Below are 25984 nucleotides of genomic sequence, written 5' to 3'. Positions count from 1 at the left end.
ACTTTTTTGTTTAAAAAACTATAGTGATATAATAAGGCCCAGCTTTACATTGGGTAGAGCCTGCTGTGTTTTTTGGAGAGTTTCGTGACCAATAATGATGTTTTACGTCGTTTAAGATATACCTTTAATTTTAATGATCAAAAGATGATCGACCTATTTAATTTAGCAAAGTTAACGGTAAGTCGTGAACAAATCAGTTATTGGTTGAAAAAAGAAGATGATCCACAAGTTGTTAACTGCACCGATGTTCAGCTAGCAACTTTTTTGAACGGTTTAATTATTGACAAACGTGGCGCCCGTGATGGTGAAACACCGCCAGCTGAAAAACGAATGAATAACAATCTTGTGCTCAACAAATTAAAAATAGCATTAGCGCTGCGCGCAGAAGATGTTCTCGATATGATGTCTACCTCAGGTATACGTATGACTAAACCTGAATTAAGTGCATTTTTTCGTAAGCCCGATCACAAACATTACCGCGAGTGTAAAGATCAGTTTTTGAGAAACTTTATTCAAGCCATTGATACCAAATATCATGTTAATCGTCCTGAAAAATTCACCCCAAAGCGTGAAGTTGAAACGGTAAAAAAACCTGAGTTACCAAAAAAAGACTATCAAACAGCTAAGCCTAAAGTGAGCAAAATATACATAAACCCCAATGCCACTAAAGCAACAGATAACGATGATAAACCTAAAAGAACAGTGTTAAAACTTAAGCCTTCAGATATTTATAAAAATTAGGTTTTAGGCGTGGTTATTTATATTCAGTAATTCTTGAGAATAAATTTTTCTTTGTTAATCATAAAAGTATAAATTCTACTCTAATTGAAAAGAGCTTTTACCTCGGTATAAGCTCTTTTTTATGTCTTATAAAAATAGAAAAGGTAAAGTTCCTTTTATCGTAATTACAATGCGATTTGTCGAACAGCTATTGCCAACACTATCATTTTTGATCAAGACTAGATAAAAGCATTTTAAATTCAGAACATTTACAGTTATTGCAATGTAACTATATATTCCTATAAAAAGAGATACTTATGACTTTCAAAAGTACATTACTGGTAGTGGCTATTTCTAGCTCATTACTTGCCGCTTGCACAGAACAAAAAGGTATTGATACACCACAAACAAGCTCAAAGGAAGCTGAGAAAAAGAGTGCAATTAATGCATTGTCTGAATCAGAAAAAGCTAACCAAATATTTGATGCTATTTTTGATGAAGGTGTTGCACGAAGCCCGATGATGCAAACTTATTTAGGTATAAAAACTGATTATGATAAATGGGATGATATTTCAGAAGAAAACACGCTAAAAGAATTAGCGATTACTCATGAAAACCTTAAGCGTGTTAAAGCTATCGATAGTCGCAAACTCGATGAGCAGACAATGATCAGCTATCACTTATTGGTACAAAAATTAGAAAATAAAATTGCTGACCATAAATGGCGTTTTCATAACTATCCTGTAAATCAAATGCGTGGTTTGCATTCGAGTTTACCTGCATTTTTAATTAATCAGCATTCCATTAGTAATACCAAAGAAGCACAAGATTATATTGCTCGAGTGCAGGGTGCTAAAGTACTTTTAGAACAATTAACGACACAACTAAAATTGCGTGAAGACTTAGGTATTATCGCCCCTAAGTTTGTTTTTCCTCACGTTATTCGTGACTCTCAAAATATTCTTGCAGGTGCTCCATTTGAAGACGGAAAAGACAGTACGATTTTAGCTGACTTCACTAAAAAGGTGAATAAGCTTGAGATCAGTGCCGCTGAAAAAAGCACTCTGTTAACAGCGGTTAATACCGCATTAATAAGCAGCATAAAACCTGGCTATCAGCAATTAGTCAGTTATTTAGAAACGCTAGAAAAAAAAGCAGACAATAGAGATGGCGCGTGGAAATTTCCAGAAGGTGAAGCATTCTTTAATATTGCATTACAACGCACCACCACAACAGATTTAACCGCTAACCAAATTCACCAAACTGGGTTAAGTGAGGTGGCTCGAATTCACGGTGAAATGCGCGTAATTATGGATAAAGTTGGCTTTGAAGGCGAACTTGGTGAGTTTTTTGAATTTATGCGTACGGATAAACAATTTTATTACGCAGCTGATGAAGCCGGTAAACAACGTTACTTAGATGAAGCTGTTGCTTTAATTGATGATATGGAAGGACGTTTAGACAGTTTATTTTTAACAAAACCTAAAGCTAAATTAAAGGTTAAAGCGGTTGAGGCTTTCCGTGAACAATCTTCAGGTAAAGCTTTTTATCAACAACCTGCACCTGATGGCTCTCGTCCAGGCGTTTATTATGCCAATCTTTATGACATGGAAGCAATGCCAACTTACCAAATGGCAGCGCTTGCTTATCACGAAGGAATTCCTGGTCATCATATGCAAATAGCGATAAAACAAGAGCTAACAAATATTCCAAAATTTCGTAAATTTGGTGGTTATACCGCACACACCGAAGGTTGGGGTTTGTACTCAGAAATGATCCCGAAGGAAATTGGTTTATACCAAGACCCTTATTCTGATTTTGGTCGTTTAGCTATGGAGTTATGGAGAGCTTGTCGTTTAGTGGTTGACACCGGTATCCATACACAAAAATGGACGCGAGCTCAAGGTATTGAATATTATGTAGCAAATACGCCAAATGCTAAGTCTGACGCTGTAAAAATGGTAGAGCGCCATGTTGTTATGCCGTCACAAGCAACCGCATATAAAATTGGCATGTTAAAAATTATTGAGCTACGTGAACACGCTAAAGTCGAACTTGCTGAGAAATTTGATATTCGTGAGTTTCATGATGTGGTACTTCGTAATGGTCCAGTACCCTTAAATGTTTTAGCGCAATTAGTTGATACCTATATAGCGAATAAAAAATAGCGAATAAAAAAGCTTAAGCTAAAGTCTTATTGCAGTAAAAAATCTTTATAAAAGAGAAGTGCCGTTCGGTACTTCTCTTTTTTATGGGGATTAGGTAAATACCTATTGATGATAATCAGACGTTAATTGATTTTTCTAGGAATAAGCCGATATTTATTTAATTCTTAAGCAACTTTTGCCCTTAATGCGTAAAATTTATAATTTGCCGAGATAAGCGCTATTCCCTTTGATTAACAGTTGTTATAATGCCGAAAAATAACGTAGTTTAAATTCTTTTTAGAGGTTTTGTGGATGTCGGAAGCTGAAAAACGCCCAACAAATTTTATTCGTCAAATTATCGATGCGGATCTTGAAAGTGGTAAACATTCGAGTGTACAAACTCGTTTCCCACCTGAGCCCAATGGTTTTTTACATATTGGCCATGCGAAAGCAATTTGTTTAAATTTTGGCATTGCTCAAGATTACCTAGGCTTATGTAATTTACGTTTCGATGATACCAACCCTGAAAAAGAAGACATTGATTACGTTAACTCAATTCAAGAAGACGTAAAATGGTTAGGGTTTGATTGGGCGGGTAAGGTTCATTACTCCTCTGATTACTTTGATCAATTGCATGGTTTTGCTGTTGAATTAATTGAAAAAGGCTTGGCATACGTTTGTTTCTTAAATGCGGATGAAGCACGCGAACATCGTGGTTCGCTCAAAGCGCCAGGGAAAAATAGCCCGTATCGTGATACGAGTGTTGAAGATAACTTAGCACTTTTTGCCAAAATGAAAGACGGTAAATGTAAAGAAGGCGAATGTGTTCTTCGCGCTAAAATTGATATGACATCAAGCTTTATGTGTTTGCGTGACCCGATTCTTTATCGCGTTCGTTTTGCTCATCATCATCAAACAGCCGACAAATGGTGCATTTACCCGATGTACGATTTTACCCATTGTTTATCTGATGCTATTGAAGGTATTACCCATTCACTTTGTACATTAGAATTTCAAGATAACCGTCGTTTATATGACTGGGTACTTGAAAATGTATCGATTGATGTTGTACCACATCAATATGAATTTTCACGTTTAAACCTTGAATATACGGTGATGAGTAAACGTAAACTTCATACGTTAGTTGATGAAAAGCTTGTAAATGGTTGGGACGATCCGCGTATGCCAACGATTGCTGCTTTTCGTCGTCGCGGTTACACTCCGAGCTCATTACGTGAGTTTGCTAAACGTATTGGCGTTACTAAAATGGACAATACCGTTGAAATTGGAGTTTTAGAAGCTTGTATTCGTGAAGACCTCAATGACAATGCACCTCGTGCTATGGCGGTACTTGACCCGATTAAATTGGTAATAGAAAACTATCCAGCAGATCAAGTAGAAGAATTAACAGTAAAAAATCATCCAAGTGATGATGAACAAGGTACTCGCATTGTTCCTTTCGCCGCAGAACTTTATATTGAAGCGGAAGACTTTCGTGAAGAAGCTAATAAAAAATATAAACGTTTAGTACTTGATAAAGCCGTGCGTTTACGTGGAGCTTATGTTGTTACCGCCACACGTTGTGACAAAGACAGCGAAGGCAATGTTACGACCGTTTATTGTAATTATAATGCCGATACCTTAGGTAAAAACCCTGAAGATGGTACTAAACCAAAAGGTGTAATTCATTGGGTTGCTGCTCAGCAATCTATTGATGCAGAAATTCGTTTATACGACCGTTTATTTAATGTACCAAATCCTGCTGCTGCAGAAAATTTTCAGAGTGTGATGAATGAAGATTCGTTAATTACCATTAGTCACGCTAAAGTAGAACCATCATTGGTCAATGCTAAACCTGAACAAGCCTTTCAATTTGAACGCCAAGGTTATTTTTGTCGTGATAATAAAGACTCACAAGGTGATAAGTTAGTATTTAACCGTACGGTAGGTTTGCGCGATACTTGGGCTAAAATGGGTAACTAATTACCCTACTATTACGTTTAAAACCTTTATTTACTGGAATCTCACCGGTATATAAAGGTTTTTTTTTATCTAAATTTATACTTTAATTTTTTCATCATATAGCTTGTTTTGAATGGTATCGTAATTCTTAATATATTTAGGTGTGTGATTTTAAAGTTTAGATAACAGACGAGCTATTTTTGAAAAACTAACGAAGTTAAACGTCCGCTAGTGATAAATAATGCAATAGCGTTATATTTATTATTTAAACGTGATAGTTAATAAGATTTTATTAGCAAGTTAACAAAACATAGTGATAAAAATAAAGCCAGCTTATGTTAATTCAGCTGGCTTTATTTAATTTTATAGGTAATAAACAGGCGTTTTTTATTAACGCGTTGCTGCTTTCATTTCTTGAACAAAACGTGTTAATGCCGCCAACATTGCTTGGTTATCATCAAGATTATTTTCAATGATTTTAACCACGGCAGAACCACTTATTGCGCCAGCGGCACCCGTTGCAAGTGCTGCTTTAACTTGTTCTGGGTTAGAAATACCAAACCCTATCACGCCAGGTGAGGCATTATTTGCCTTTAGCTTTTCAATTAAGTGAATAGCAGGATTAGTGGCTTCTACCGATGCACTTTTAGGCGTATCCACACCCGTTACACCCGCACGACTTAATACGTAGGTATAGCCGTAGCTATATTTTGCAACCTGCTTTAATGTTTCTTCGCTGCCGTTAGGCGGAGCAATAAATATTGGCGCAACACCATACTTTAGTGCAGCAGCACGGAACGGGGCACTTTCACGCAAAGGTAAGTCAGCAATTAACACTGAATCAACACCAGCAGCAGCCATATCTTTATAAAAATCATCAATACCACGAGCAAAAACTAAATTTCCATAAAGTAGTAAACCGATTGGGATTTCAGGCGCGTAAGCACGAACTTTTGCTAAAATAGTTAAGCAAACATCAGTGTCTACCCCAGCGTTGAGTGCACGCAATGCCGCCATTTGAATAGTAATACCATCAGCACTTGGGTCTGAAAATGGAATACCTAATTCTAATGCATCTGCGCCAGCATCGATTAAAGCTTTGATTATTTCAAATGACTGCTCAATACTTGGATCGCCTACGGTCACAAACGGAATAAAAGCGCCTTGATTCTTTTTTGCTAATTCAGCAAAAGTTTGCTGATAACGTGTAGTCATCTGCTTGTTTGACGTTGTGTCTAAGCTCATTTTGCTTCTCCTTGAATTTTTGCTTCATTTTCAGCTTGTAACACTGTTTGCACATGCGCTAAATCTTTGTCACCGCGCCCTGATAAATTAACAAGAAATACTGTTTCCTCAGTAACCGCTTCCGCCATTTTAATCGTATGAGCAAGGGCATGTGATGGTTCAAGTGCTGGAATAATACCTTCATTCATTGCTAACAGTTTAAAAGCTGATAACGCTTCGTCGTCATTAATAGGCACATATTGAGCTCGACCCGTATCTTTTAAAAAGGCATGTTGCGGACCAACAGCTGGGTAGTCTAGACCGGCTGAAACCGAGTACGACTCCTCTATTTGTCCTGATTTATCTTGCATAATATAAGTGTAGTTACCGTGTAACATACCTTTTGTACCGGCAACTAAAGTTGCACCATGTTGGTTGGTATTAACACCTTTGCCACCCGCTTCCACACCAATTAATTTTACACTGCTCTCTTTAATAAAATCATGGAATATACCAATGGCGTTTGAACCACCACCCACACAAGCAATGACATAATCTGGTAAGCGACCTTCTTGTTTAAGGATTTGCTGTTTAGCTTCTTCGCCAATCATTTTTTGAAATTCACGAACGATAGTTGGAAACGGGTGAGGACCTGCGGCTGTGCCTAACAAGTAATGAGCGTTTTCATAGTTTGCAGACCAGTCACGCAAAGCTTCATTTACGGCATCTTTTAAGGTGCCGGAGCCTGCAGTAACAGGGATAACTTCTGCTCCCATTAATTTCATGCGAAATACATTGGGTTGTTGACGTTCACAGTCTAATGCGCCCATATAAACTCGACATTTCAAACCTAATAGTGAACAAGCGATAGCTGTAGCTACGCCGTGTTGCCCAGCACCTGTTTCGGCAATAATTTCTGTTTTACCCATACGTTTAGCGAGTAATGCTTGGCCAAGGACTTGATTGGTTTTATGCGCGCCACCGTGTAATAAGTCTTCGCGCTTTAAATATATTTTAGCTAATGGATTTTTACATAAATTCCGGGTTAAGGTCAGGGGGGTCGGACGTCCCGCGTAATTTGTTAGTAGGTCATTAAACTCAGTTAAAAAGCTCTCGTCTTGTTGTGAGTCAATAAATGCTTGCTCTAACTGCTCAAGGGCAGGGACTAATAATTCACCAACAAACATACCACCAAATTCGCCAAAATAGGCTGGTAAAGTTGCTTTTACTTGGGTTGTCTCTTGTTTAATTGTTTGATCTGTCATTTTCTTTATTCCTAATGCTTTATACGAGTTACATGAATTAAGTGAGTTATTTATAGCGTATAAATATTCACTTAATTTGTGTGTTCGGTCTTATTAATAGTGTCTAATGGCGGCGAAAACTTGTTGAAGTTTTTCGCGGCTTTTAACGCCTGGGCTTGTTTCAACGCCTGAGTTGAGATCCAAACCAAATAAATCTAGTGTTGTTTTCTGGCTAACCGCCTGCGCTATATTATCGATAGACAACCCGCCCGCTAGAAAACAATGACTTAAGTCTTGCCCAGAATCGGCTAACGCTCGCCAATTAAAGGTTTCACCACTGCCGGCATTTTTGCCGTCTAAGACATAAAACTGCGCATTACTCATTAACTCAGGTACTTCGTCTTCGACCGGCAAAGCTTTCCAACTTTGGCAGCCTTTTGGAAGTAATGGCTGCAATGAAGCGATATATTGTGAAGTTTCATTACCATGAAGTTGCACCGCAAATAAGTTTAGCTTGTGTGCAAGTTTCGCCACTTCTTCAATGGCATGATTAACAAACACGCCAACGTAACGTAAAGAGGGAACCTGCTCGACAATCATTTTTGCTTGTTGTTCGTTAACATACCTTGGCGACTTTTCAGCGAAAATTAAGCCACCAAATTGTGCGCCGGCATCAACAGCACTTTGGGCATAGTCAACTTGTGTTAAGCCGCAGACTTTATTATTGCCATAAATGAGTTTACGACAAGCTAAATCAATATCATCTTCTGCCATGATTGAACTACCCACTAAGAAGCCATCAACTGCTGGCGCTAACTCGCGAACTTGTTCGTTGGTATAAATACCCGATTCAGATATAACGATGCGATCAGCAGGCAGTGTCGGCGCATAGTCAAAGGTTCGAGCGATATCGGTGGATAAGTCGCGTAAATCTCGGTTGTTAATGCCAATAAGTTTAGCGCCTAAATCAATGGCTCGATCGCGCTCTTCATCATTAGATATTTCAGTCAAGACCGCTAAGTTATATTGCTCAGCGATAGCAGATAAGTCTTTATATTCTTGGTCTGATAAAACGCTTAGCATCAATAAAATCGCATCAGCACCGTAATATCGCGCCAAATAAACTTGATAGGCATCAACAAAGAAATCTTTATTAAGTACTGGACAATTTACCGAGTCAGTCACTATTTTTAAATATTCAAAAGTGCCTTGAAAGTATTTTTCATCGGTTAAAACAGAAATAGCGGCAGCATATTTATCGTAAATCTGGCAAATAGCCTTAGGGTCAAAATTTTCGCGTATTAAACCTTTCGATGGCGAAGCCTTTTTACACTCTAAAATAAAGCCAGCATGCGCGTGACCTTTTTTTCTATCAAGTGCACCGTACATATCTTTTTGAGTGGGTACTAAAGTGTCAATAAATTCACTTAATGGAAAATCAATTTTACGTTGCGCTATTTCGATACGTTTATCAGCAACAATTTTTTCTAATACATTTGCCATGTTATGCCATTGCCTTTGAGTCTAAATTTGAGTTTGAAATCACGACCATATTTTCTAAAGTCGTTAATGCTTTACCTGAAGCTAATACTTCTCTTGCCATGTTAGCGGCTATTTTTAAATCAGTTGCTTTATCATGTAGGTACAATAATGCGGCACAATTAATAATGACAGCGGCATTATGAGCAGCCTTGCCATTACCACTAAGAATTGCGCGAATATAGTCAGCATTTTCTTGTGGCGTACCGCCCTTAATATCTTCTAATGTGTAACTGGGTAAGCCAAAATCAGCGGGAGAAATGGTTCGGCTTGTACACTGACCATTGGCTATCTCGCTAATTTGCGTTTCGCCGTGTAAGGCAATTTCATCTAAACCGCTACCGTGAACGACCCAACCACGTTTAACCCCAGTTAACAGTAAACTTTTTGCCATTACATCGATAAGCGCTGGTGTATAAACACCGAGTAACATGGTGCTCGGTGAAGCAGGATTTACTAATGGCCCTAATATATTAAATAAAGTGCGCACACCCATAGATTTTCTAACCGGAGCTGCATGTTTAAAACCCGGGTGATAAGCCGGAGCATATAAGAAACATAAATTTGTTTGCGCTAAACACGCACTTGCTGTCGTTGGCGACATCATTAAATTGACGCCAAAGGCTTCCAATAAATCTGCGGAGCCAGACATGCTAGAAACACTTCGGTTACCGTGTTTCGCCATTTTTAAGCCACATGCCGCGGCTAAAATTGCCGCGGTAGTTGATATATTAATGGTATTCGCGCCATCGCCACCGGTACCTACACAGTCAGCAACGTTATGCTCTTGCTGTGGAAATGGTGTTGCTGAGCCTCTTACTGCTAGGGCAGCACCTGAAATTTCGTTAGCCGTTTCGCCTTTTATTTTTAAGGCAGTTAATACACTTGCTAACAGTACGGGCTCAACTTCACCTTTGATCATATTTTTAAAAAAATCTTCAGCTTCAGTCTGACTAATATCATTTCCATCAACAAGTTGTTGTAAAATTTTACTCATAAGAACCTTCCGCTGCTTTGTGTGGTGAAGCCAGTAAATAATCAATAGTTTGCGCTAATAACGTGCCGCCATAAGTCGTTAGGATTGACTCTGGATGAAATTGAAATCCTAAGGCTACGTCCGTCTTATGCTCAATGGCCATTGGTAAACTGATTTGTTCAGATGTTATATATTCAGCAATAATATCAATGGTATTAGGGACTTCACTTGCTATCAGTGAATGATAGCGCGCCACAGGTAAGGGGTGATTTATCTGGTCAAAAACACCGGTTTGACGATGAGTAATACTCGACGCTTTACCATGGACAATTTCAGGTGCACGGATAACTTTACCGCCATAGTGTTCAACTAAGGCTTGATGGCCTAAACAAATGCCTAAGATTGGATATTTACCGGCACATTTGGCTATTAATGCCATTAAACAGCCGGCTTTATTGGGCTCTCCTGGGCCGGGCGATAATACGAGTAATACTCGATCGGTGGATTTTTGCATTTGTTCAAAGATAAAATCTGCCGATAGAGTGTTTCGATAAATGGTCGGTTCAAATCCTAAACATTGAAATTCATCGACCAAGTTGTAAGTAAAAGAATCGAGGTTGTCGAGCATGAAGATTCTAACATTGCCATTAATAGGGGGTTCTTGATGACTATGCATGATTACTCTCCTTGCACGGGGTGTTTAGGTTAGCGCTGTCGCTACTCGGTGCGGCGGTGATCTCAACAGTAAACCGTTCTGCATGTTGAATGGCATTAATGACCGCTTGTGCTTTTTGCTTGGTTTCATTGGCTTCTGACTGGGGATCTGAGTCGTAAACAACACCGGCACCCGCTTGAACATGCGCGATACCGTGTTTAACAAAAGCAGAGCGGATAACAATACAGGTATCCATTTCACCGTCACCGGTTAAATAGCCAACCGCGCCGCCATAACTCCCTCGACGTTTGCCTTCTACTTCTCGAATTAATTGTGTCGCTTTTACTTTGGGGGCTCCCGATAAAGTGCCCATATTCATACAAGCCTGATAAGCGTGCAGAGCATCAAGATCAAGCGCTAAGGTGCCACAAACTCTAGAGACCAAATGCATAACATGAGAGTAACGGTCAACTTTTAATAAGTCAGCAACATAGCGAGTACCTGCTTGACTAACGCGGGCAATATCGTTGCGGGCTAAATCAACCAGCATAGTGTGCTCGGCTAATTCTTTTTTATCTAATCGTAATTCAAGTTCAATACGACTGTCTAAATCAAGTGAAATTGAACCGTCTTTATTAAGTCCGCGCGGACGAGTTCCGGCAATGGGATAAATTTCTACTTGACGATTTTTATGTTGATATTTTAATGCAGATTCTGGAGAAGCACCAAAAATACAAAATTCGCTGTCTTTTAGGTAAAACATATAAGGGCTAGGGTTGCTTTGCTTTAACGCTTTGTAAGCATTTAAGGTATTTGAGCACTTTAGCGTAAAGGTACGAGAAGGTACCACTTGAAAAATATCACCGGCGCGAATATTTTCTTTTAACTGATTAACCGTGTCACAAAACTGTTGATCTGAGATGTCGCTACTAACTTCACTTTTTTCAATCGGCTTGTCATAAGGTCTTTCTTGAGCAATATATTGTTGGGCCAAAATATTTTTTATATCGACTAACCGTTGACGAATTGTCACTAGATTATGATTGGCCGCTTCTCCTGAAAAAATATTACCAATAACTTCAGTTGATTGCGCTTCATGATCGATAACCACAACAGTTTCAGCCAAATAATAGACGAAGTCTGGGCAGGTATTATCACCTTGGCTTACTGTCGGTAATTGCTCGGTCATCGACATCATATCAAAGGCGAAGACTCCACCTAAAAATATCGCAAAAGGGTGATTGTTGCTATTTTTAAGCTTATTAAATAAGCGTAAACTTTGAAAAGGATTAATAGCGAGTAAGCGCGATTTTTCATCCAGTTGTTGAGTCAGTTCAGGGAAAATGGCGCTAAGTGTTTTATCTTTAACGCTTAACGTAGCGTGTTCAGCTAAATGCTGTTGCGCAAACTCAAGGGCCGATTGACCATTGTTTGTTAATGCTTCAAACGTAACAAGATTACCATGACAGGTTATTTTTAATGCCGCATCGGTAAGTAATAAGCTTTTTAATTGATGTTTTTTATCAATTTCAGCCGATTCTAATAATAAGTTATTGTCGCTGTTTTGGCTTAACTGGTGAAATATCGCCAGGGGATCGGTCTGATATTTAACGGTTTCTGATAGTGTGGTAACACTGCCAGTTTGCTTATCTATGGTAAGCGTATTCTGATGATTCATATTCTTTCCTAGCTTTTAACGTCTAATTTAAATTAATGGTCAACCTGCATAAATAGGCAATAGCCACCATATAAACCAACTTTTAACGCGCGTAATAATCATGTTTTTTCGCCATAGTACTTTAGCTTTGAGCTAAAAAGTAAAAAGCCCACTCATTATGAAATAAGCAGGCTTTTTGAATTTTTACGTACAAGTAAACATCACAACCCACTTATGCAGATTTATGCCACCAACAATTCATCGAAATAGTTTGTTTTACTTGTATCATTATTGTCTTCATCTCAGTAAAATTGCCTTAGCAATTAATTCCCCTATAGAAGAACCGATTATGACTGTATTGTCAACCTCTGATTTAGCTGATTATTATAGCCTACGGGTCGATTTGCACAGTCATACCAAATGTTCTGATGGAACACTGACGCCGCAAGAGCTTGTTGAACGGGCGGTTAACTTCCAATTGAATGTTTTAGCTATTACCGATCACGATACGCTTAAAGGTTTATCTATAGCTAAAGATTATATTCTAGAAAAAAATCATCCATTAACCATCATCAATGGCATCGAAATATCAACCAGCTGGCATGGTTTTGAAATTCATATTGTTGGCTTAAACATCGATGAAAATAATGAACAATTACAAACGTTAATTGCCAGCCAGCAAGCAGCAAGAGAATTACGTGCCACCACCATGGGTGAAAAACTCACCAAATGTGGCTTCCCTGGCATCTACGAGCAAGCGAAAGAGCTTGCAGGGCAAGGCTCTATAACGCGGGCACACTTTGCTAAAATATTATTGCAAGAAGGCCATGTTGATCATATGCAAAAAGCCTTTGATAAATACATTGGCAAAGGCCAACGCGCGTTTGTAAAGCCAAACTGGTGTTCTATTGAAGAAGCGATTGCCGCGATTCATCACGCCGGTGGTAATGCGGTGATTGCCCATCCGGTTAGATATGACTTATCAACCAAATGGTTACGCCGCTTAGTGGTGCAGTTTAAAGCGGCAAAAGGTGATGGTTTAGAAATAGTATTACCGCAAATGGCTAACGAACAACGAAAATTAATGCTAAGCTTTTGTTTAGAATATGATTTACATGCATCTATGGGCTCAGACTTTCATTATCCAACGCGATGGAGTGATTTAGGTCGTAATTTACGTATGCCCGATCAGGTGAAACCCATTTGGGACCTTTGGCCTAAGGCCGTTAAGTGAGTTACTAAGTGAGCAACAGAGGTATACCTGAGGTATACGTAAGTGAGTAGTAAGCTTAACAACTGTATTAATACTTAAAGTCGTACCTAAAGTAATACTGAAATTAACATCAACATCTTAGTGGAGAAAATTTATGAGTCAGTTTTTTTATGTACACCCAGATAATCCGCAAGGTCGTTTGATGAAGCAAGCGGCGGCCATTATCCAACAAGGTGGTGTTATCGTTTACCCTACCGATTCAGGTTATGCTTTAGGTTGTCATATCGGCGACAAAAAAGCGCTTGAACGTATTTGTAATATCCGAAATATCGATAAAGATCATAATTTCACCTTAGTGTGTCGTGATTTATCTGAATTATCCGAGTATACCCGTGTTGATAACAGCGCCTATCGGTTATTAAAAAGTAATACCCCAGGTCCTTATACCTTTATCTTTAAAGGGTCAAAAGAAGTACCTAAACGGTTATTAAATCCGAAAAGAAAAACCATAGGTATTCGGGTGCCTGATAATGCCATAGTGCAAGCCTTACTGGCTGAACTACAAGAACCTATTATGTCGACAACGCTAATCATGCCGGGTGAAGAACGAGCAGAGTATGACCCTGAGCACATTCGCGATATTTTAGAGCACCAAGTTGATTTAATCATTAATGGCGGGCACTTGGGTGAGCACCCAACCACCGTCATTGATTTTTCTGATGATGAAGTGAAAGTTATTCGAGTCGGTGAAGGCGACCCAAGTCCTTTTGAATAACTACAACTTATTATGGATTAATAACGAGTGAGTCAGCCCGCTAATTCAAAAGAAAAAACTATGCCGCGAGAGATGGTTCAGCAAGTATTACCGCTGGCATTGATCCGTGGTGAAGTGGTGGTTAATAAGCCAAAAGATTTATTTATTCCGCCTGATGCCTTAGAGGTTATTTTAGAGTCATTTGAAGGACCACTTGATTTATTGCTTTACCTTATTCGTAAGCAAAAATTTGATATTCTTGATATGCCTATTGCGCCGATCACTACACAATATATGCAATACATTGAATTAATGAAAGAAATTAAAATGGAATTAGCGGCCGAATACCTAGTAATGGCTGCCATTTTAATGGAAATAAAGTCACGTTTATTATTACCAAAACAAGCGGTAGCTGATGAGGACGAAGACCCACGTGCCGAATTAGTACGGCGTTTGCAAGAATATGAAGTGATCAAAAGTGCCGCGCAACAACTTGATCAAATTCCTCGTCTTGAACGTGATTTTTTTCAAGGGAATGTTGAATTATCTGAAGATTTTCAAGCCGCCGTTTTTCAGGCTGATGTCGACTTAAGTGAACTTGTCAGTGCTTTACAAGGAGTACTTAAACGTACCAAAGCACTCGAACATCATCATATCGAAAAAGAATCTTTATCAACCAGAGAGCGGATGTCATCAATATTAGCGCAGTTAAAGTGTGCTGCAGAAAATAGCTCAGCTTTTGTTGAATTTAGCGCTTTGTTTGCAGTCGTTGAGGGCAGACAAGGTGTTGTGGTAACTTTTTTAGCTATTTTAGAGTTGATCAAAGAAAGTTTGATAGAATGTGTACAAACCACCATTTTTGGTCAATTAAGAGTGCGTTTACCAGTATGACAACGGTTGAAAAAATAAAAATAGCTAAACTTATTGAAGCGGCTTTTTTTGTCAGCGATGGACCTTTGAGTGTTAAGCAAATAAAAACAGAATTATTAGTTAATTATCAGCTAAATCACCAGCAAATTCGTGATGTCATTGGTGAATTGGTGATAAAATATAAAAATTCAGGGGTTAATTTGGTGCAGGTTGCTTCAGGTTACCGATTTGAAACGATTAGTGAGCTTAATGAAGACTTAGCTATTTTTGTTGCTAAGCTCACCAAAGAAAAAGCGCCTAAGTATTCGCGAGCACTTTTAGAAACGCTTGCCCTTATTGCTTATAAACAGCCAATAACCCGCGGCGAAATTGAAGAGATTCGCGGAGTAGCAGTAAGTAGTTATATAATAAAAACATTATTAGAAAGAAACTGGGTGAAAGTGGTTGGTAATAAAGAAGTGCCTGGGCGGCCATCGTTATATGCGACCACAAAAGCATTTTTAGATTATTTTTCATTAACTTCATTAAGCCAGTTACCCGAATTATTGCCTATGGCTGATTTAGGCGCTATAGATAAACCTTTGCAAGCATCGGTTTAGTTATAGCAACAGCACCCGTATTAATAAAAATATACAAACACTATTTATTTTAGAGACAGCAACGTAGCGGAAAACACCGTGAAGTTACTGACGTAAAGAGAGTTAAAGCCATGTCTGAAAAATTACAAAAAGTCCTTGCCCGTGCCGGTAAAGGTTCACGCCGTGAAATGGAAACTTTCATTAGTGCTGGTCGTATCAGTGTTGATGGAAAAACCGCTTTTTTAGGGGACCGCATCGAAGGAAGTGAGCAAATTCGTCTTGATGGTCACATCGTTAAGTTAAAACCTAAAGAAGACGATTTATGTCGTGTCATTATGTACAACAAGCCCGAAGGCGAAATGTGTACCCGGAAAGATCCTGAAGGGCGCCCAACGGTTTTTGATCGTTTACCGCCACTAGAGAATAGTCGCTGGGTTGCTGTTGGTCGATTAGATATTAACACTTCGGGTATGTTGTTATTTACTACTGATGGCGAGCTTGCTAATCGCTTAATGCATCCTTCACAAAAAGTTGAACGTGAATATGCAGTACGTGTTTTTGGAGAAGTTAATGAAGCCATGCTGCAAACATTGCGTGCGGGTGTTAAATTGGAAGATGGACCGGCGAAATTTCAAAAGATCACTTACAAAGGTGGTGAAGGACGTAATCATTGGTTCCATGTGGTACTTTCTGAAGGGCGTAACCGTGAAGTTCGCCGTTTATGGGAAAGCCAAGAAGTTCAAGTCAGCCGTTTAATTCGTGTGCGCTATGGCGATATGGAAATGAAACGACAACTACCTAATGGTGGTTGGACTGAGTTAGCTTTACCTGAAGTCAATTACTACCGTAAATTAGTGGGCTTGCCAGTTGAAACACAAAGCAAAGTAAAAGTGGACGAAAAAGTGATGGATAATGCCAAAAGCCGTCGTATTCGCCGCTCAGTGAAAAAACATCAACAAAGAAGCCAACAAGCAACGCGTCGCCGCCGTTAGTCTTTTGTTGATATTGTTGCATAAGCTGTCATTAATTTTTTAAGGGATAAACTTGAATAAAACTTACGTAGAAGATCATGCCTCATTGGTTGTGCTTTGTCAGAAACTTGCGCAAGCAGACTTTTTGGCAATAGATACCGAATTTGTTCGTACTCGTACCTTGTATCCTAAATTAGGTCTTATTCAAGTGAACGACGGGGAAAACTTAGCGTTAATTGACCCCGTTGCGATAGATGATTTATCACCCTTTTGGCAGCTACTAACCGATGAAAAAATTTGTAAGGTACTACATGCTTGCTCAGAAGACTTAGAAGTTTTTCTGACTGCGGCAAATTGTCGTCCGGTTAACTTAATTGACAGTCAAATAATGATGTCGTTTCTCGGCCATGGTTTATCAATGGGCTATGCCGCAATGGTCAACCATTATCTTGAGATAGAAGTTGATAAGTCAGAGTCTAGAACCGATTGGATGAAGCGTCCTTTAAGTGCTAAACAGCTTGATTATGCGCAAGCAGACGTCGAGTATCTATTTCAACTTTACCCGCGTATTCGTGATGAACTTGAGCAAAAAGGCTGGCTCGATGCTGCGCAGGAAGAAAGTGATTTACTGATAGAGAAAAAATTTACGCCTATCGATGAAAGTAAATTATATCGTAATATCAAGTTAAGCTGGAAACTCAGCGCCAAGCAACTGTACATCTTGCAACACTTAGCCAGTTGGCGTTTTCAGCAAGCGAAGAGTCGTGATATGCCGATAGGCTTTATTGCTAAAGATCACACCTTATTTGCTTTAGCGGTTCATAACCCTGATAACGTTGCGGTTATGGCCAACCTTGAAGGCGTCGAAATGCTTGATGTTCGCCACAAGGGCAAAACAATGTTGATGGTCTTAAAAAAGGCTGAGCAAGAAGATTGTGGTCAATACCCCGAGAAAATTTTTCGTCTTGATGAATACCCAGGTTATAAGCAAATCTTTAAGAAAGTGAAAAACTTTGTTGCTGAACAAGCGTTAAACGCTGAACTTACCGCTGAAAATTTAGCTTCGAAAAAACAAATCAATCAATTTTTGTCATGGCATTTTAAATTACATAATGCGCCCGAGTATAGTGAATCAATTGATATATTGTCGGGCTGGCGTAAAACCTTGTTCGGTGAGCAATTAAATTTATTCGCCAAAAATGATTTTAAATAAACTGTCTATTAGGCATTTTAAAACACTACAACTAAAAACATAGGTCTTCTTAATGCTGTGTACCATTTATAAAAGTACTAAAAAAGCGCAAACATATCTTTTTGTTAAACAACGTAATGATTTCTCATCAGTACCGGCACCCTTGATGTCGATTTTTGGTACGCCAACACTTGTTACTGTGATGAATCTAGCAAAAAAAGAAAAGCTGGCACTAGCAGACATTGAAAAAGTAAAAGCAAATTTAAATGAGCAAGGCTTTTACTTACAGCTTCCACCCCCCGTAGAAAACTTACTTGACCAACATAAAACGGAAATGAAAATAAAAAATAACAATGATGATTAAGGAGTGTTGCATGTTGTTTTACTTTGATATTAAAAAATATAGTGTGCTACTGAGTTGTTGTATTTTGCTTTGTTTAACTAGCTCTGCTCAAGCGGCAAAAAAAAATCTAAGTGCAGCGGGTTTTGAAATATATGTTACCGCACTCAAAGTAGAAGCGTTGGGCAAGGGCTATGACACGGCACTTGTTAATAACGCCTTTTCAAAGGTCAAATTTCATCAGCGTGCGGTAAAAGCCGATCGTTCTCAGCCAGAAACTGTTGAAACTTTAGATACTTATTTACCAAAACGTGTTCCTGACTGGAAAGTTAATAAAGCGCGTGCATTGTATAAAGAACATTTACCCTTACTGACAAAAATCGGTAAAGAATATAACGTTCAACCTCGTTTTATCGTGGCGTTATGGGGGTTAGAAACAAACTTCGGTAAAATCATGGGTAATTATAATGTTATTTCGGCATTGACCACGCTTGCGTATGAAGGCCGCCGTGAAGTGTTTTTTAAGAAACAACTTTGGGCTGCGTTAACTATTGTTCAACAGGGACATATCAGTGTTAAACAGATGAAAGGCTCTTGGGCGGGTGCTATGGGGCAAAATCAGTTTATGCCAACCTCGTTTGTTGCTTTTGCGGTCGACGGAGATGGCGATGGCAAGAAAGATATCTGGGGCAATTTAGACGATGTGTTTTCGTCTATGGCTAACTATCTTAAAAAAGAAGGTTGGAGCGACGAATTAACTTGGGGTAGACAGGTTAAATTACCAGCAGATTTCGATAAGTCGTTGGCTATCCCTAAAAATACGGGTAGTCGAGCAAACTGGTTAAAAGCTTGGGAAAAAACAGAAAAAACCTTAGCACAGTGGCAAGCTTTAGGTGTTAGGCGTGCCGATGGTACTCACTTACCTAAAGTCGACATTAAGGCTGCACTAGTATTTCCTGATGACGAGAATGGCCGTGTTTATTTAGCTTATAATAATTATAAGAGTCTAATGCATTGGAATCTATCTTATTATTTTGTTAGCTCGGTCGGTCATTTATCAGACAGAATAAAATTTCCACCTATTCAGTAAAATTCATTCGATTCACCAGAGAAAATAAAAGAGAAGATATTTATGAGCGAACAAGCTCCTTTTTGGCAAACCAAAAAATTAGAAGAAATGAGTCGACCTGAGTGGGAGTCTCTTTGCGATGGTTGTGCTAAATGCTGTCTAAACAAGTTTATTGATGATGATGAAACAACCCAGGAAACTGAGTTACTGCCAACCACTTATATCAACGAAGGTGAGCAGATTCATTACACCAATATTGCTTGCCATTTACTGAATGAAAAAAGTTGTCAATGTTCAAAATACGAACAACGTACCACTTTAGTGCCTGATTGTGTGCGCTTAACACAAGAAAATTTAGACGGTGTTTTTTTCATGCCGCCTAGTTGTACCTATCGTCGTCTAAAAGAGGGACGTGGCATGCCTTCGTGGCATCCACTGCTTAACAACGGCAAAAAGACAGCCATGCATAAAGCGGGGATGTCGGTTCGAGGAAAAATAGTTAAAGATGATGATGTTGCGATAGAATATTTTGAAGATTTCATTGTTTCATGGCCGCTAAATGATATCGATTAATTTTATGCTTTGCTTTCCTCTATCTAAAAGGTAAGTGCAAAGAGTGATAGCAACAAGGATTGACGGCTAACGCTTAATTGAGTCGTGACTCGTTGCCCATGGTTCCAACGCTAATTCTAATTCTAATAAAGTGAAATATAGATGATCATTGATGGTAAGCAGGCAGCTGCTGATTTACGAAAAACACTAACGCTTCAAGTCGCCCACCTTAAAAAAGATAAGGGAATTGTACCAGGCTTAACTGTGGTACTCGTTGGGGAAGACCCAGCAAGTGAAGTTTACGTGCGTAATAAAATAAAGCAGACACGTGATGTCGGCATGATTTCTAACGAAATTAAATTGCCTCATGACACTAGCCAAATACAATTATTAGCCGAGCTGCAACAGTTAAATAGTGATGATGCGGTGCACGGTATTTTAGTACAATTACCCTTGCCAAAACACATTGATGAAAGCGTTATTATTGCGGCTATTGCTCCACATAAAGATGTTGATGGTTTTCATGCGATGAACTCGGGGCGCTTGTTAAATGGCGAGCCAGGCGCATTAGTACCTTGTACGCCGCAAGGCTGCATTATATTGGCTAAACAACATTTAGGCGAAGACTTATCAGGATTGCATGCGGTTGTCATTGGTCGCTCTAATATCGTTGGTAAGCCTGTTGCTTTGTTACTTCTACAAGAAAATTGCACAGTAACCATTGCTCATTCCCGCACTAAAAACCTCGCAGGTATTTGTCAGCAAGCCGATATTTTAATTGCGGCGGTTGGCCGAGCTAATTTTGTTCAAGCCAGTTGGGTAAAACCAGGCGCAACTGTTATTGATGTCGGTATTAACCATATAGAAGATGAGAACGGCAAAGCTAAACTCGTTGGTGATGTCGACTTTGCTAATGTTGCACCGGTTTGTGGTGCGATAACACCGGTACCGGGTGGCGTTGGCCCAATGACCATTGCCTGCTTATTGAAAAACACCCTTATAGCCGCAAGCACTAATGGTTAATTTTTTATAAAATAAGCGGCTTACAAGTGAAAGCTAATAAATTTCTTTTAGCTTTCTTTACTCTTAGAAATCTTCCTAGCAGTGGCTCAGGTAATTGTTGTTCAGATATTTTTTCAAAGCCATTTTGCAGATAAAAGTGATTTAGCGTTTCATCAGCAAAACAGAAGATTTCTTGGTGTTGATGTTGAGTGAAGGCAGAGGTTAATAGCTGTGAGGCTAACGTTTGTTGTCGAAAGGCCCGTTCAATAACCAATGCATGTAAAAACGATTGTTGGCTATTTTCTGGCAGCGTTGAAATTATAACCGCGCCAATAATCTCTGATGAGCACTTAAGCAAGTAAGCGTTGTCTAAACCCATTAGGCCTGCGCTGTAACTTTGCTGTTTATAAAAACGCATCAGTGATTTTTTATCACTTTTAGTTGCGAGAGAAAAAGTCGTTTTCATTATCTGTCTTTTGATGATTGGCTGCTCATTATAAAACAAAAAACCAAGCAGGTTGCTTGGTTTTTAAACTTCAGTGTTCGTTATATCCTAAGCGCTTTTTCACCACGGGCAATACCGACACAGCCAGAACGCACCGATTCAATTATCTCTGTTTCATTGGCGAGTGTCGTGATAAAAGCATTAAGCTTTTCAGCATCGCCGGTTAATTGAATGGTATAAACTTGCTTACCAATATCGATAATTGAACCCCTGAAAATATCGGTAATACGCTTAACTTCAGTGCGTGATTTATCATTCATCGCCAAAACTTTGATCAGCAGTAGTTCACGTTCAACATGGCTACGCTCGGTTAAGTCGGTAATTTTGATGACATCAATGAGTTTATTAACTTGTTTGACGATCTGCTCTAGTACTCTATCGTCGCCTCGTGTTGCTATAGTAATACGCGACAAACTTGGATCTTCAGTGGGAGCCACTGTCAAACTTTCAATATTAAAGGCTCGTTGAGAAAATAAGCCAACAATACGTGATAAAGAGCCCGGTTCGTTTTCTAATAAAACAGCTAAAATTCTGCGCATTATGCTTTTACTCCTTTTTTTATCCACATATCATCAATTGCGCCCAATCTTATCTGCATTGGGTAAACATGTTCGTTTTCGTCAACTAATACATCTACAAAAACTAAACGATTTTTAATTGCAAAGGCTTCGGTTAGCTTATCTTCTAATTCATCTAAATGGTTTATCTGCATACCTACATGACCATATGATTCAGCAAGTTTTACAAAGTCAGGAAGCGACTCCATATAGGAAGATGAATGACGACCGCCATAAACCATATCCTGCCATTGGCGAACCATGCCTAATGATCGGTTGTTTAATGAAATAATAACCACAGGTAAGTTGTACTGTAGGCAAGTTGAAAGCTCTTGAATATTCATTTGAATAGAGCCATCACCCGTTATGCAAATAACATGACTTTCAGGGAAGGCTAATTTAACCCCCATAGCAGCAGGTAAGCCAAAGCCCATTGTGCCTAGACCACCAGAGTTTATCCATTGACGAGGTTTAGCAAACGGGTAGTATTGTGCGGCAAACATCTGATGTTGACCGACATCGGAGCAAACATATGCTTCACCTTGGGTAATTTTATACATAGCTTCGATAACACGCTGGGGTTTTATTTGGTCTCCTTCTTGGACATAAGCTACGCGGTTAATGTCGCGCCAGTTATTAACTTCTTGCCACCACTGCATTCTTTCTTCTTTATTAGGCTCGAAGTCTGTTGCCGCTAATTCATCTAATAACTGTTGTAACACGACCTCAAGTTGGCCAACAACCGGGATATGAGCATTAATGGTTTTCGAAATAGAAGTCGGATCAATATCAACATGAATTATCTTGGCATCGGGACAAAATTTCTTAACATTATTTGTGACACGATCATCAAAGCGAGCACCAAGTGCAAGAATGACATCAGCATTTGCCATCGTTTTGTTGGCTTCAACTGAACCATGCATGCCTAACATACCAATATAGTTTTTATGAGTGCCTGAAATGCCACCTAAACCCATTAAGGTATTGGTAATTGGGGCATCTAACTTTTCAACAAGTTTTGTTAACAAGCCTGATGCATTGGCGATAATGACACCACCCCCCGAATAAACAACCAGCTTTTTAGCTGTAGTCATCGCTTTAACGGCTTTTCTTATTTGTTTAGGGTGACCCTTAATGCTTGGATTGTATGAACGCATCTTAACATCAGTTTCAATATGAAATTCGCCCATGCTGGTTGGCATTAATAAGTCTTTGGGCAGCTCAATAACCACAGGTCCTGGTCTTCCAGTGCTGGCAATATAAAAAGCTTTAGCAATAATATTAGGGATATCTTCAACCACCCGACAGTTAAAACTGTGCTTAACGATGGGACGAGAGCAGCCAACGATATCAGTTTCTTGGAAGGCATCATCGCCAATAAGTGTGGTGGGTACTTGTCCTGAAAGCACCACCATAGGAATTGAATCCATGTAAGCGGTCGCAATACCCGTTATACAGTTTGTTGCCCCAGGACCTGATGTGGCAAGCACGACACCTACCTCGCCGGTGGCCCGAGCAAACCCATCAGCCATATGGGTTGCCGCTTGTTCATGACGTACTAAGATATGCTCAACGTCTGTTTGCTGAAATAAGGCATCGTAAATATCTAAAACAGTACCACCGGGGTAGCCGAAAATGTACTTCACGTCGAGTGCCGCTAATGCTTTTACTACCATCTGTGCACCAGTGAATTGCTTCTTTGTCATGAGCTTGCCTTCTATAAAGTATGGTTAAACTAAGTTTCAACAATAAAAAAACCCTCGGTCTTGTGCAGAGCGAGGGTTTATTGTATTTGTTATTTAATAACTTTTCTTACACACAACACCAACTCCGCAATGGTTTAATAACCACGACGACAGAGAGGAGTGTAATGAGTAAAAATGTAACATTCATTGTAAATTGAATCCGAAGAAAAGTTATTTATGCCTCTATTTTTAAGATGTTTTGCTCTATCTGTCAATAAATTATTACGATTTAAATGAATATACTCATAACATTTTAATTCTATCTTAATGATTTAGGTATAAGTCCATGCTAGCAACGTTGCTTTTTTATCATTAATTAGCGGTGTTTGGCCTGCAACGATTTAATTTTATGAGTATCTAAATAAGCTAAATAAAGATCGAAACAAATGGGGCAGTAAGTTTTTATTAATAAAGTACCAGAGACACTCTAAATAAAGTTGGAACCTGACTTCAACTGGCATAAGTGAACCTTAATAATCATTCGAAACACATCCTGAAATGACGGTGTTAACGTCTTCTGCGTGTGCATTGTTTGCGTTAGCAACTGGTTGTTTTTTAGGCCTACTGATAGTAAATTGCTGACATTAGTTTATGAGCTACTAACAGCAAATCAGAGCCTATTGCAGTCGATAGAGTTTTACATTTAGCCTACAATGCTTGGCACAAATTCTTTATCTGTAATAAATTGGTTTCTTCCGTTATTTTTAGCTGTATAAAGGTGCTCGTCAGCTCGTTTAAGTGCTGATTTAAACAACTCATTTTGGTTAACTTTGGTGTAGCCGATACTGACAGTAACCTTTTTATTTTCCCCTAAAAATGAAAATTTTTGTAATTCTATAGAAGCTTGAAGACGCTTTGCTAACCTGTGCATACCAACTTTATCTGTACCGGGAACTATAACTGCAAACTCTTCTCCACCTATACGACCCAATGTATCCTGCTTACGTAGGCAATCATTCATTGCTTTTGAAATGACTTTCAACACTTCATCACCAGCATCATGGCCATAGTTGTCATTAATGGATTTAAAATTATCAAGGTCTAGCATCATTAAACCTAGCTCGTAAGACAAACGTCTAGCTCGACCCAGCTCTTCATCAGCTTGCTTAAAAAAAGCATTTCGATTGGCGATACCAGTTAAATGGTCGGTGAATGCTAGTTTTTCAAGTTCGCTTTTAGATTTTTCTAATTCTTCAGTTCGTTGAGCAACTATATTTTCTAGTGAACTTGCATGTTGATATATTTGTTTTCCCATTTCATTAACAGATATTTTTAAGTTATCTAATTCATTATTCTTTTTGCTCTTAGGATTGATTTTTAAGGGAGTGAATGGGGATGTTGGATCATAAAGAGCAAACCAATTAGATATTTCTTGTATGTGCCTAATTACTAACTGATGAATAAAAAGTAAGATAAACAACGATACAATAAAAGTTTTAATTCCTTGAGAAAAGACGATAAGAAAAAGTTTATCTACAACTTTATTTTCTGCAATTGACAAATTTGCAACTAATTCAAGTAAAATAGGATTTCCAAAATTATTATACCCATCGGAGATGATTAAACCAAAACCAAATGTTTCACTATTTATCGGGTGCTCACCTGATTCCATTTTTATGGCATTTTCCACACCATCTATCTTTGTCTTGATTCTTGCTCTAGAAATACTTTCAAAATTTACGATGCTATCTAAGGTTTCTTGAAGAGCAGGATCATTAAAATCATATATTTGTAAATTTAATACATCTTTATATGAGTGAGCCACTTCTTCAATGTTAATATCAAGTATTCTTTTTTCATATTCATACTCGATAATTAATTGTATGGATATTGATATGACAGAACATATTCCACTAATTAATAAAATACGATATAGAAGGTCTTTGGATAATTTGCCTTTTAAAAAACTAGAGGTAATTGCCAATCTCCTAAAAAAATGAAAACTAATGGATTTATAATTACATTATGTATTTAAAAAAGCTAGTACAAATTAGACTCAATAAAGTTATGTGTATTAACAATTATAATGTGTTTTTTATGCAAAAGTTACTATGCCACCCATGATAATGCTACACAATAATAATGCTCTGAAACGCTGCTATCCATTGGTCAACAACAAGGCATGTACTTCATCTTATAAGCCTTTGCATATCGATTTTCATAGATGTTGATTAAATGAGTGAAATTATTATGCCAGCCATGATAATTCTACGCAGTAATAATGCTCTGAAAAACAGCTATCCATTGGTCAGCAACAATGCATTTACTTCATATTATAAGCCTTTGCATATCGATTTTTATAGATGTTGATTAAATGAGTGAATTTCAGGCAAGCTTTACTTCTCCCCCAAGGTAGCTGTATTTTTCTTGCTGTTTTTGAATGTAGCTATGTTTACGCGCTATTCAAACAAGCTTGGGCATTTGCTTTACCGTGTGCGCGCTTTAACCCCACGTGCTCAGTAAATTCACACAAATGCTCTGCGGTGCCGACTGCGCCAGTGAATATACCTTC

General features: G+C 38.6%; 23 protein-coding genes. 13 read left to right on the top strand and 10 right to left on the bottom strand.

What is annotated here, in order from left to right:
* Positions 1-84: 84 nt before the first annotated feature.
* The 3 genes from H4J75_RS05285 to glnS all read left to right on the top strand — a co-directional run bounded on the left by H4J75_RS05285 (position 85) and on the right by glnS (position 4850).
* Positions 85-741 carry a DUF1456 family protein gene (locus H4J75_RS05285; RefSeq protein WP_182215710.1) on the top strand — a complete coding sequence of 219 codons (657 nt, stop codon included), beginning with the start codon at positions 85-87 and terminating at the stop codon, positions 739-741.
* Between the two features lie 296 nt (positions 742-1037).
* A complete protein-coding gene (locus H4J75_RS05280; RefSeq protein WP_182221555.1) occupies positions 1038-2888 on the top strand; it encodes a DUF885 family protein in 1851 nt (616 codons plus the stop codon).
* A 291-nt stretch (positions 2889-3179) separates the two neighbouring features.
* Complete coding sequence (glnS, locus tag H4J75_RS05275) at positions 3180-4850, top strand: glutamine--tRNA ligase (RefSeq protein ID WP_182215714.1); 1671 nt, start codon at positions 3180-3182, stop codon at positions 4848-4850.
* A 369-nt stretch (positions 4851-5219) separates the two neighbouring features.
* Here the strand turns inward: glnS and trpA are convergent, their stop codons facing one another.
* The 6 genes from trpA to H4J75_RS05245 form a co-directional block, all read right to left on the bottom strand.
* On the bottom strand, positions 5220-6074 hold the full coding sequence (gene trpA / locus H4J75_RS05270) for a tryptophan synthase subunit alpha (protein WP_404842392.1): 855 nt from the start codon (positions 6072-6074) through the stop codon (positions 5220-5222).
* Positions 6071-7318, bottom strand: coding sequence for a tryptophan synthase subunit beta (gene trpB / locus H4J75_RS05265; RefSeq protein WP_182215716.1), 1248 nt, complete (start codon positions 7316-7318; stop codon positions 6071-6073). Before trpB ends, trpA begins: the two co-directional genes overlap by 4 nt.
* A gap of 93 nt (positions 7319-7411) precedes the next feature.
* Positions 7412-8800: a bifunctional indole-3-glycerol-phosphate synthase TrpC/phosphoribosylanthranilate isomerase TrpF gene (trpCF, locus tag H4J75_RS05260; RefSeq protein WP_182221554.1), complete on the bottom strand. Its 1389-nt coding sequence runs from the start codon at positions 8798-8800 to the stop codon at positions 7412-7414.
* Position 8801: 1 nt separating this feature from the next.
* Positions 8802-9833 (bottom strand): anthranilate phosphoribosyltransferase, encoded by a 1032-nt coding sequence (gene trpD, locus H4J75_RS05255; RefSeq protein ID WP_182215719.1) that lies wholly within the window; start codon positions 9831-9833, stop codon positions 8802-8804.
* Positions 9826-10488 carry an aminodeoxychorismate/anthranilate synthase component II gene (locus tag H4J75_RS05250; protein ID WP_182221553.1) on the bottom strand — a complete coding sequence of 221 codons (663 nt, stop codon included), beginning with the start codon at positions 10486-10488 and terminating at the stop codon, positions 9826-9828. Before H4J75_RS05250 ends, trpD begins: the two co-directional genes overlap by 8 nt.
* On the bottom strand, positions 10481-12145 hold the full coding sequence (locus H4J75_RS05245) for an anthranilate synthase component 1 (RefSeq protein WP_182221552.1): 1665 nt from the start codon (positions 12143-12145) through the stop codon (positions 10481-10483). The genes H4J75_RS05250 and H4J75_RS05245 overlap by 8 nt, the downstream gene beginning before the upstream one ends.
* Positions 12146-12473: 328 nt before the next feature.
* Between H4J75_RS05245 and rnm the strand changes: the two genes are divergently transcribed.
* The 10 genes from rnm (at position 12474) to folD (ending at position 20686) form a co-directional block, all read left to right on the top strand.
* Positions 12474-13358: an RNase RNM gene (gene rnm / locus H4J75_RS05240; RefSeq protein WP_182221551.1), complete on the top strand. Its 885-nt coding sequence runs from the start codon at positions 12474-12476 to the stop codon at positions 13356-13358.
* 133 nt (positions 13359-13491) lie between these two features.
* The gene (locus H4J75_RS05235) at positions 13492-14112 is read left to right on the top strand and encodes an L-threonylcarbamoyladenylate synthase (RefSeq protein ID WP_070374004.1); all 621 of its coding nucleotides are present in this window, start codon (positions 13492-13494) and stop codon (positions 14110-14112) included.
* Positions 14113-14172: 60 nt separating this feature from the next.
* Positions 14173-14982 (top strand): ScpA family protein, encoded by an 810-nt coding sequence (locus H4J75_RS05230; protein WP_182174866.1) that lies wholly within the window; start codon positions 14173-14175, stop codon positions 14980-14982.
* Positions 14979-15560 carry an SMC-Scp complex subunit ScpB gene (scpB, locus tag H4J75_RS05225; RefSeq protein ID WP_182221550.1) on the top strand — a complete coding sequence of 194 codons (582 nt, stop codon included), beginning with the start codon at positions 14979-14981 and terminating at the stop codon, positions 15558-15560. Before H4J75_RS05230 ends, scpB begins: the two co-directional genes overlap by 4 nt.
* A 110-nt stretch (positions 15561-15670) precedes the next feature.
* Positions 15671-16531, top strand: a complete 861-nt coding sequence (gene rluB / locus H4J75_RS05220; RefSeq protein ID WP_070374002.1) for a 23S rRNA pseudouridine(2605) synthase RluB — start codon at positions 15671-15673, stop codon at positions 16529-16531.
* Between the two features lie 52 nt (positions 16532-16583).
* Positions 16584-17723 (top strand): ribonuclease D, encoded by a 1140-nt coding sequence (rnd, locus tag H4J75_RS05215; RefSeq protein ID WP_182221549.1) that lies wholly within the window; start codon positions 16584-16586, stop codon positions 17721-17723.
* A gap of 52 nt (positions 17724-17775) precedes the next feature.
* A complete protein-coding gene (locus H4J75_RS05210; RefSeq protein WP_182215728.1) occupies positions 17776-18066 on the top strand; it encodes a YcgL domain-containing protein in 291 nt (96 codons plus the stop codon).
* Between the two features lie 10 nt (positions 18067-18076).
* Positions 18077-19132 (top strand): lytic transglycosylase domain-containing protein, encoded by a 1056-nt coding sequence (locus tag H4J75_RS05205; protein WP_182221548.1) that lies wholly within the window; start codon positions 18077-18079, stop codon positions 19130-19132.
* Positions 19133-19174: 42 nt separating this feature from the next.
* Positions 19175-19684 carry a YcgN family cysteine cluster protein gene (locus H4J75_RS05200; RefSeq protein WP_070373998.1) on the top strand — a complete coding sequence of 170 codons (510 nt, stop codon included), beginning with the start codon at positions 19175-19177 and terminating at the stop codon, positions 19682-19684.
* 141 nt (positions 19685-19825) lie between these two features.
* Positions 19826-20686 carry a bifunctional methylenetetrahydrofolate dehydrogenase/methenyltetrahydrofolate cyclohydrolase FolD gene (gene folD, locus H4J75_RS05195; protein ID WP_182221547.1) on the top strand — a complete coding sequence of 287 codons (861 nt, stop codon included), beginning with the start codon at positions 19826-19828 and terminating at the stop codon, positions 20684-20686.
* Between the two features lie 4 nt (positions 20687-20690).
* On the opposite strand, the gene H4J75_RS05190 is transcribed toward folD, so the two are convergent.
* The 4 genes from H4J75_RS05190 to H4J75_RS05175 form a co-directional block, all read right to left on the bottom strand.
* Positions 20691-21131: a GNAT family N-acetyltransferase gene (locus H4J75_RS05190; protein ID WP_182221546.1), complete on the bottom strand. Its 441-nt coding sequence runs from the start codon at positions 21129-21131 to the stop codon at positions 20691-20693.
* A gap of 80 nt (positions 21132-21211) precedes the next feature.
* Complete coding sequence (gene ilvN / locus H4J75_RS05185) at positions 21212-21709, bottom strand: acetolactate synthase small subunit (protein ID WP_070373995.1); 498 nt, start codon at positions 21707-21709, stop codon at positions 21212-21214.
* Positions 21709-23433 carry an acetolactate synthase 3 large subunit gene (locus tag H4J75_RS05180; protein ID WP_070373994.1) on the bottom strand — a complete coding sequence of 575 codons (1725 nt, stop codon included), beginning with the start codon at positions 23431-23433 and terminating at the stop codon, positions 21709-21711. Before H4J75_RS05180 ends, ilvN begins: the two co-directional genes overlap by 1 nt.
* A gap of 682 nt (positions 23434-24115) precedes the next feature.
* A complete protein-coding gene (locus tag H4J75_RS05175) occupies positions 24116-25396 on the bottom strand; it encodes a GGDEF domain-containing protein (RefSeq protein WP_182221545.1) in 1281 nt (426 codons plus the stop codon).
* Positions 25397-25984: the final 588 nt, after the last annotated feature.

Origin of the sequence: Colwellia sp. BRX10-1 (assembly GCF_014077545.1) — a bacterium.
GTDB lineage: Bacteria > Pseudomonadota > Gammaproteobacteria > Enterobacterales > Alteromonadaceae > Colwellia_A.
The sequence above is the reverse complement of the archived record's forward strand: the minus strand, read 5'-3'. Positions and strand labels throughout refer to the sequence as shown.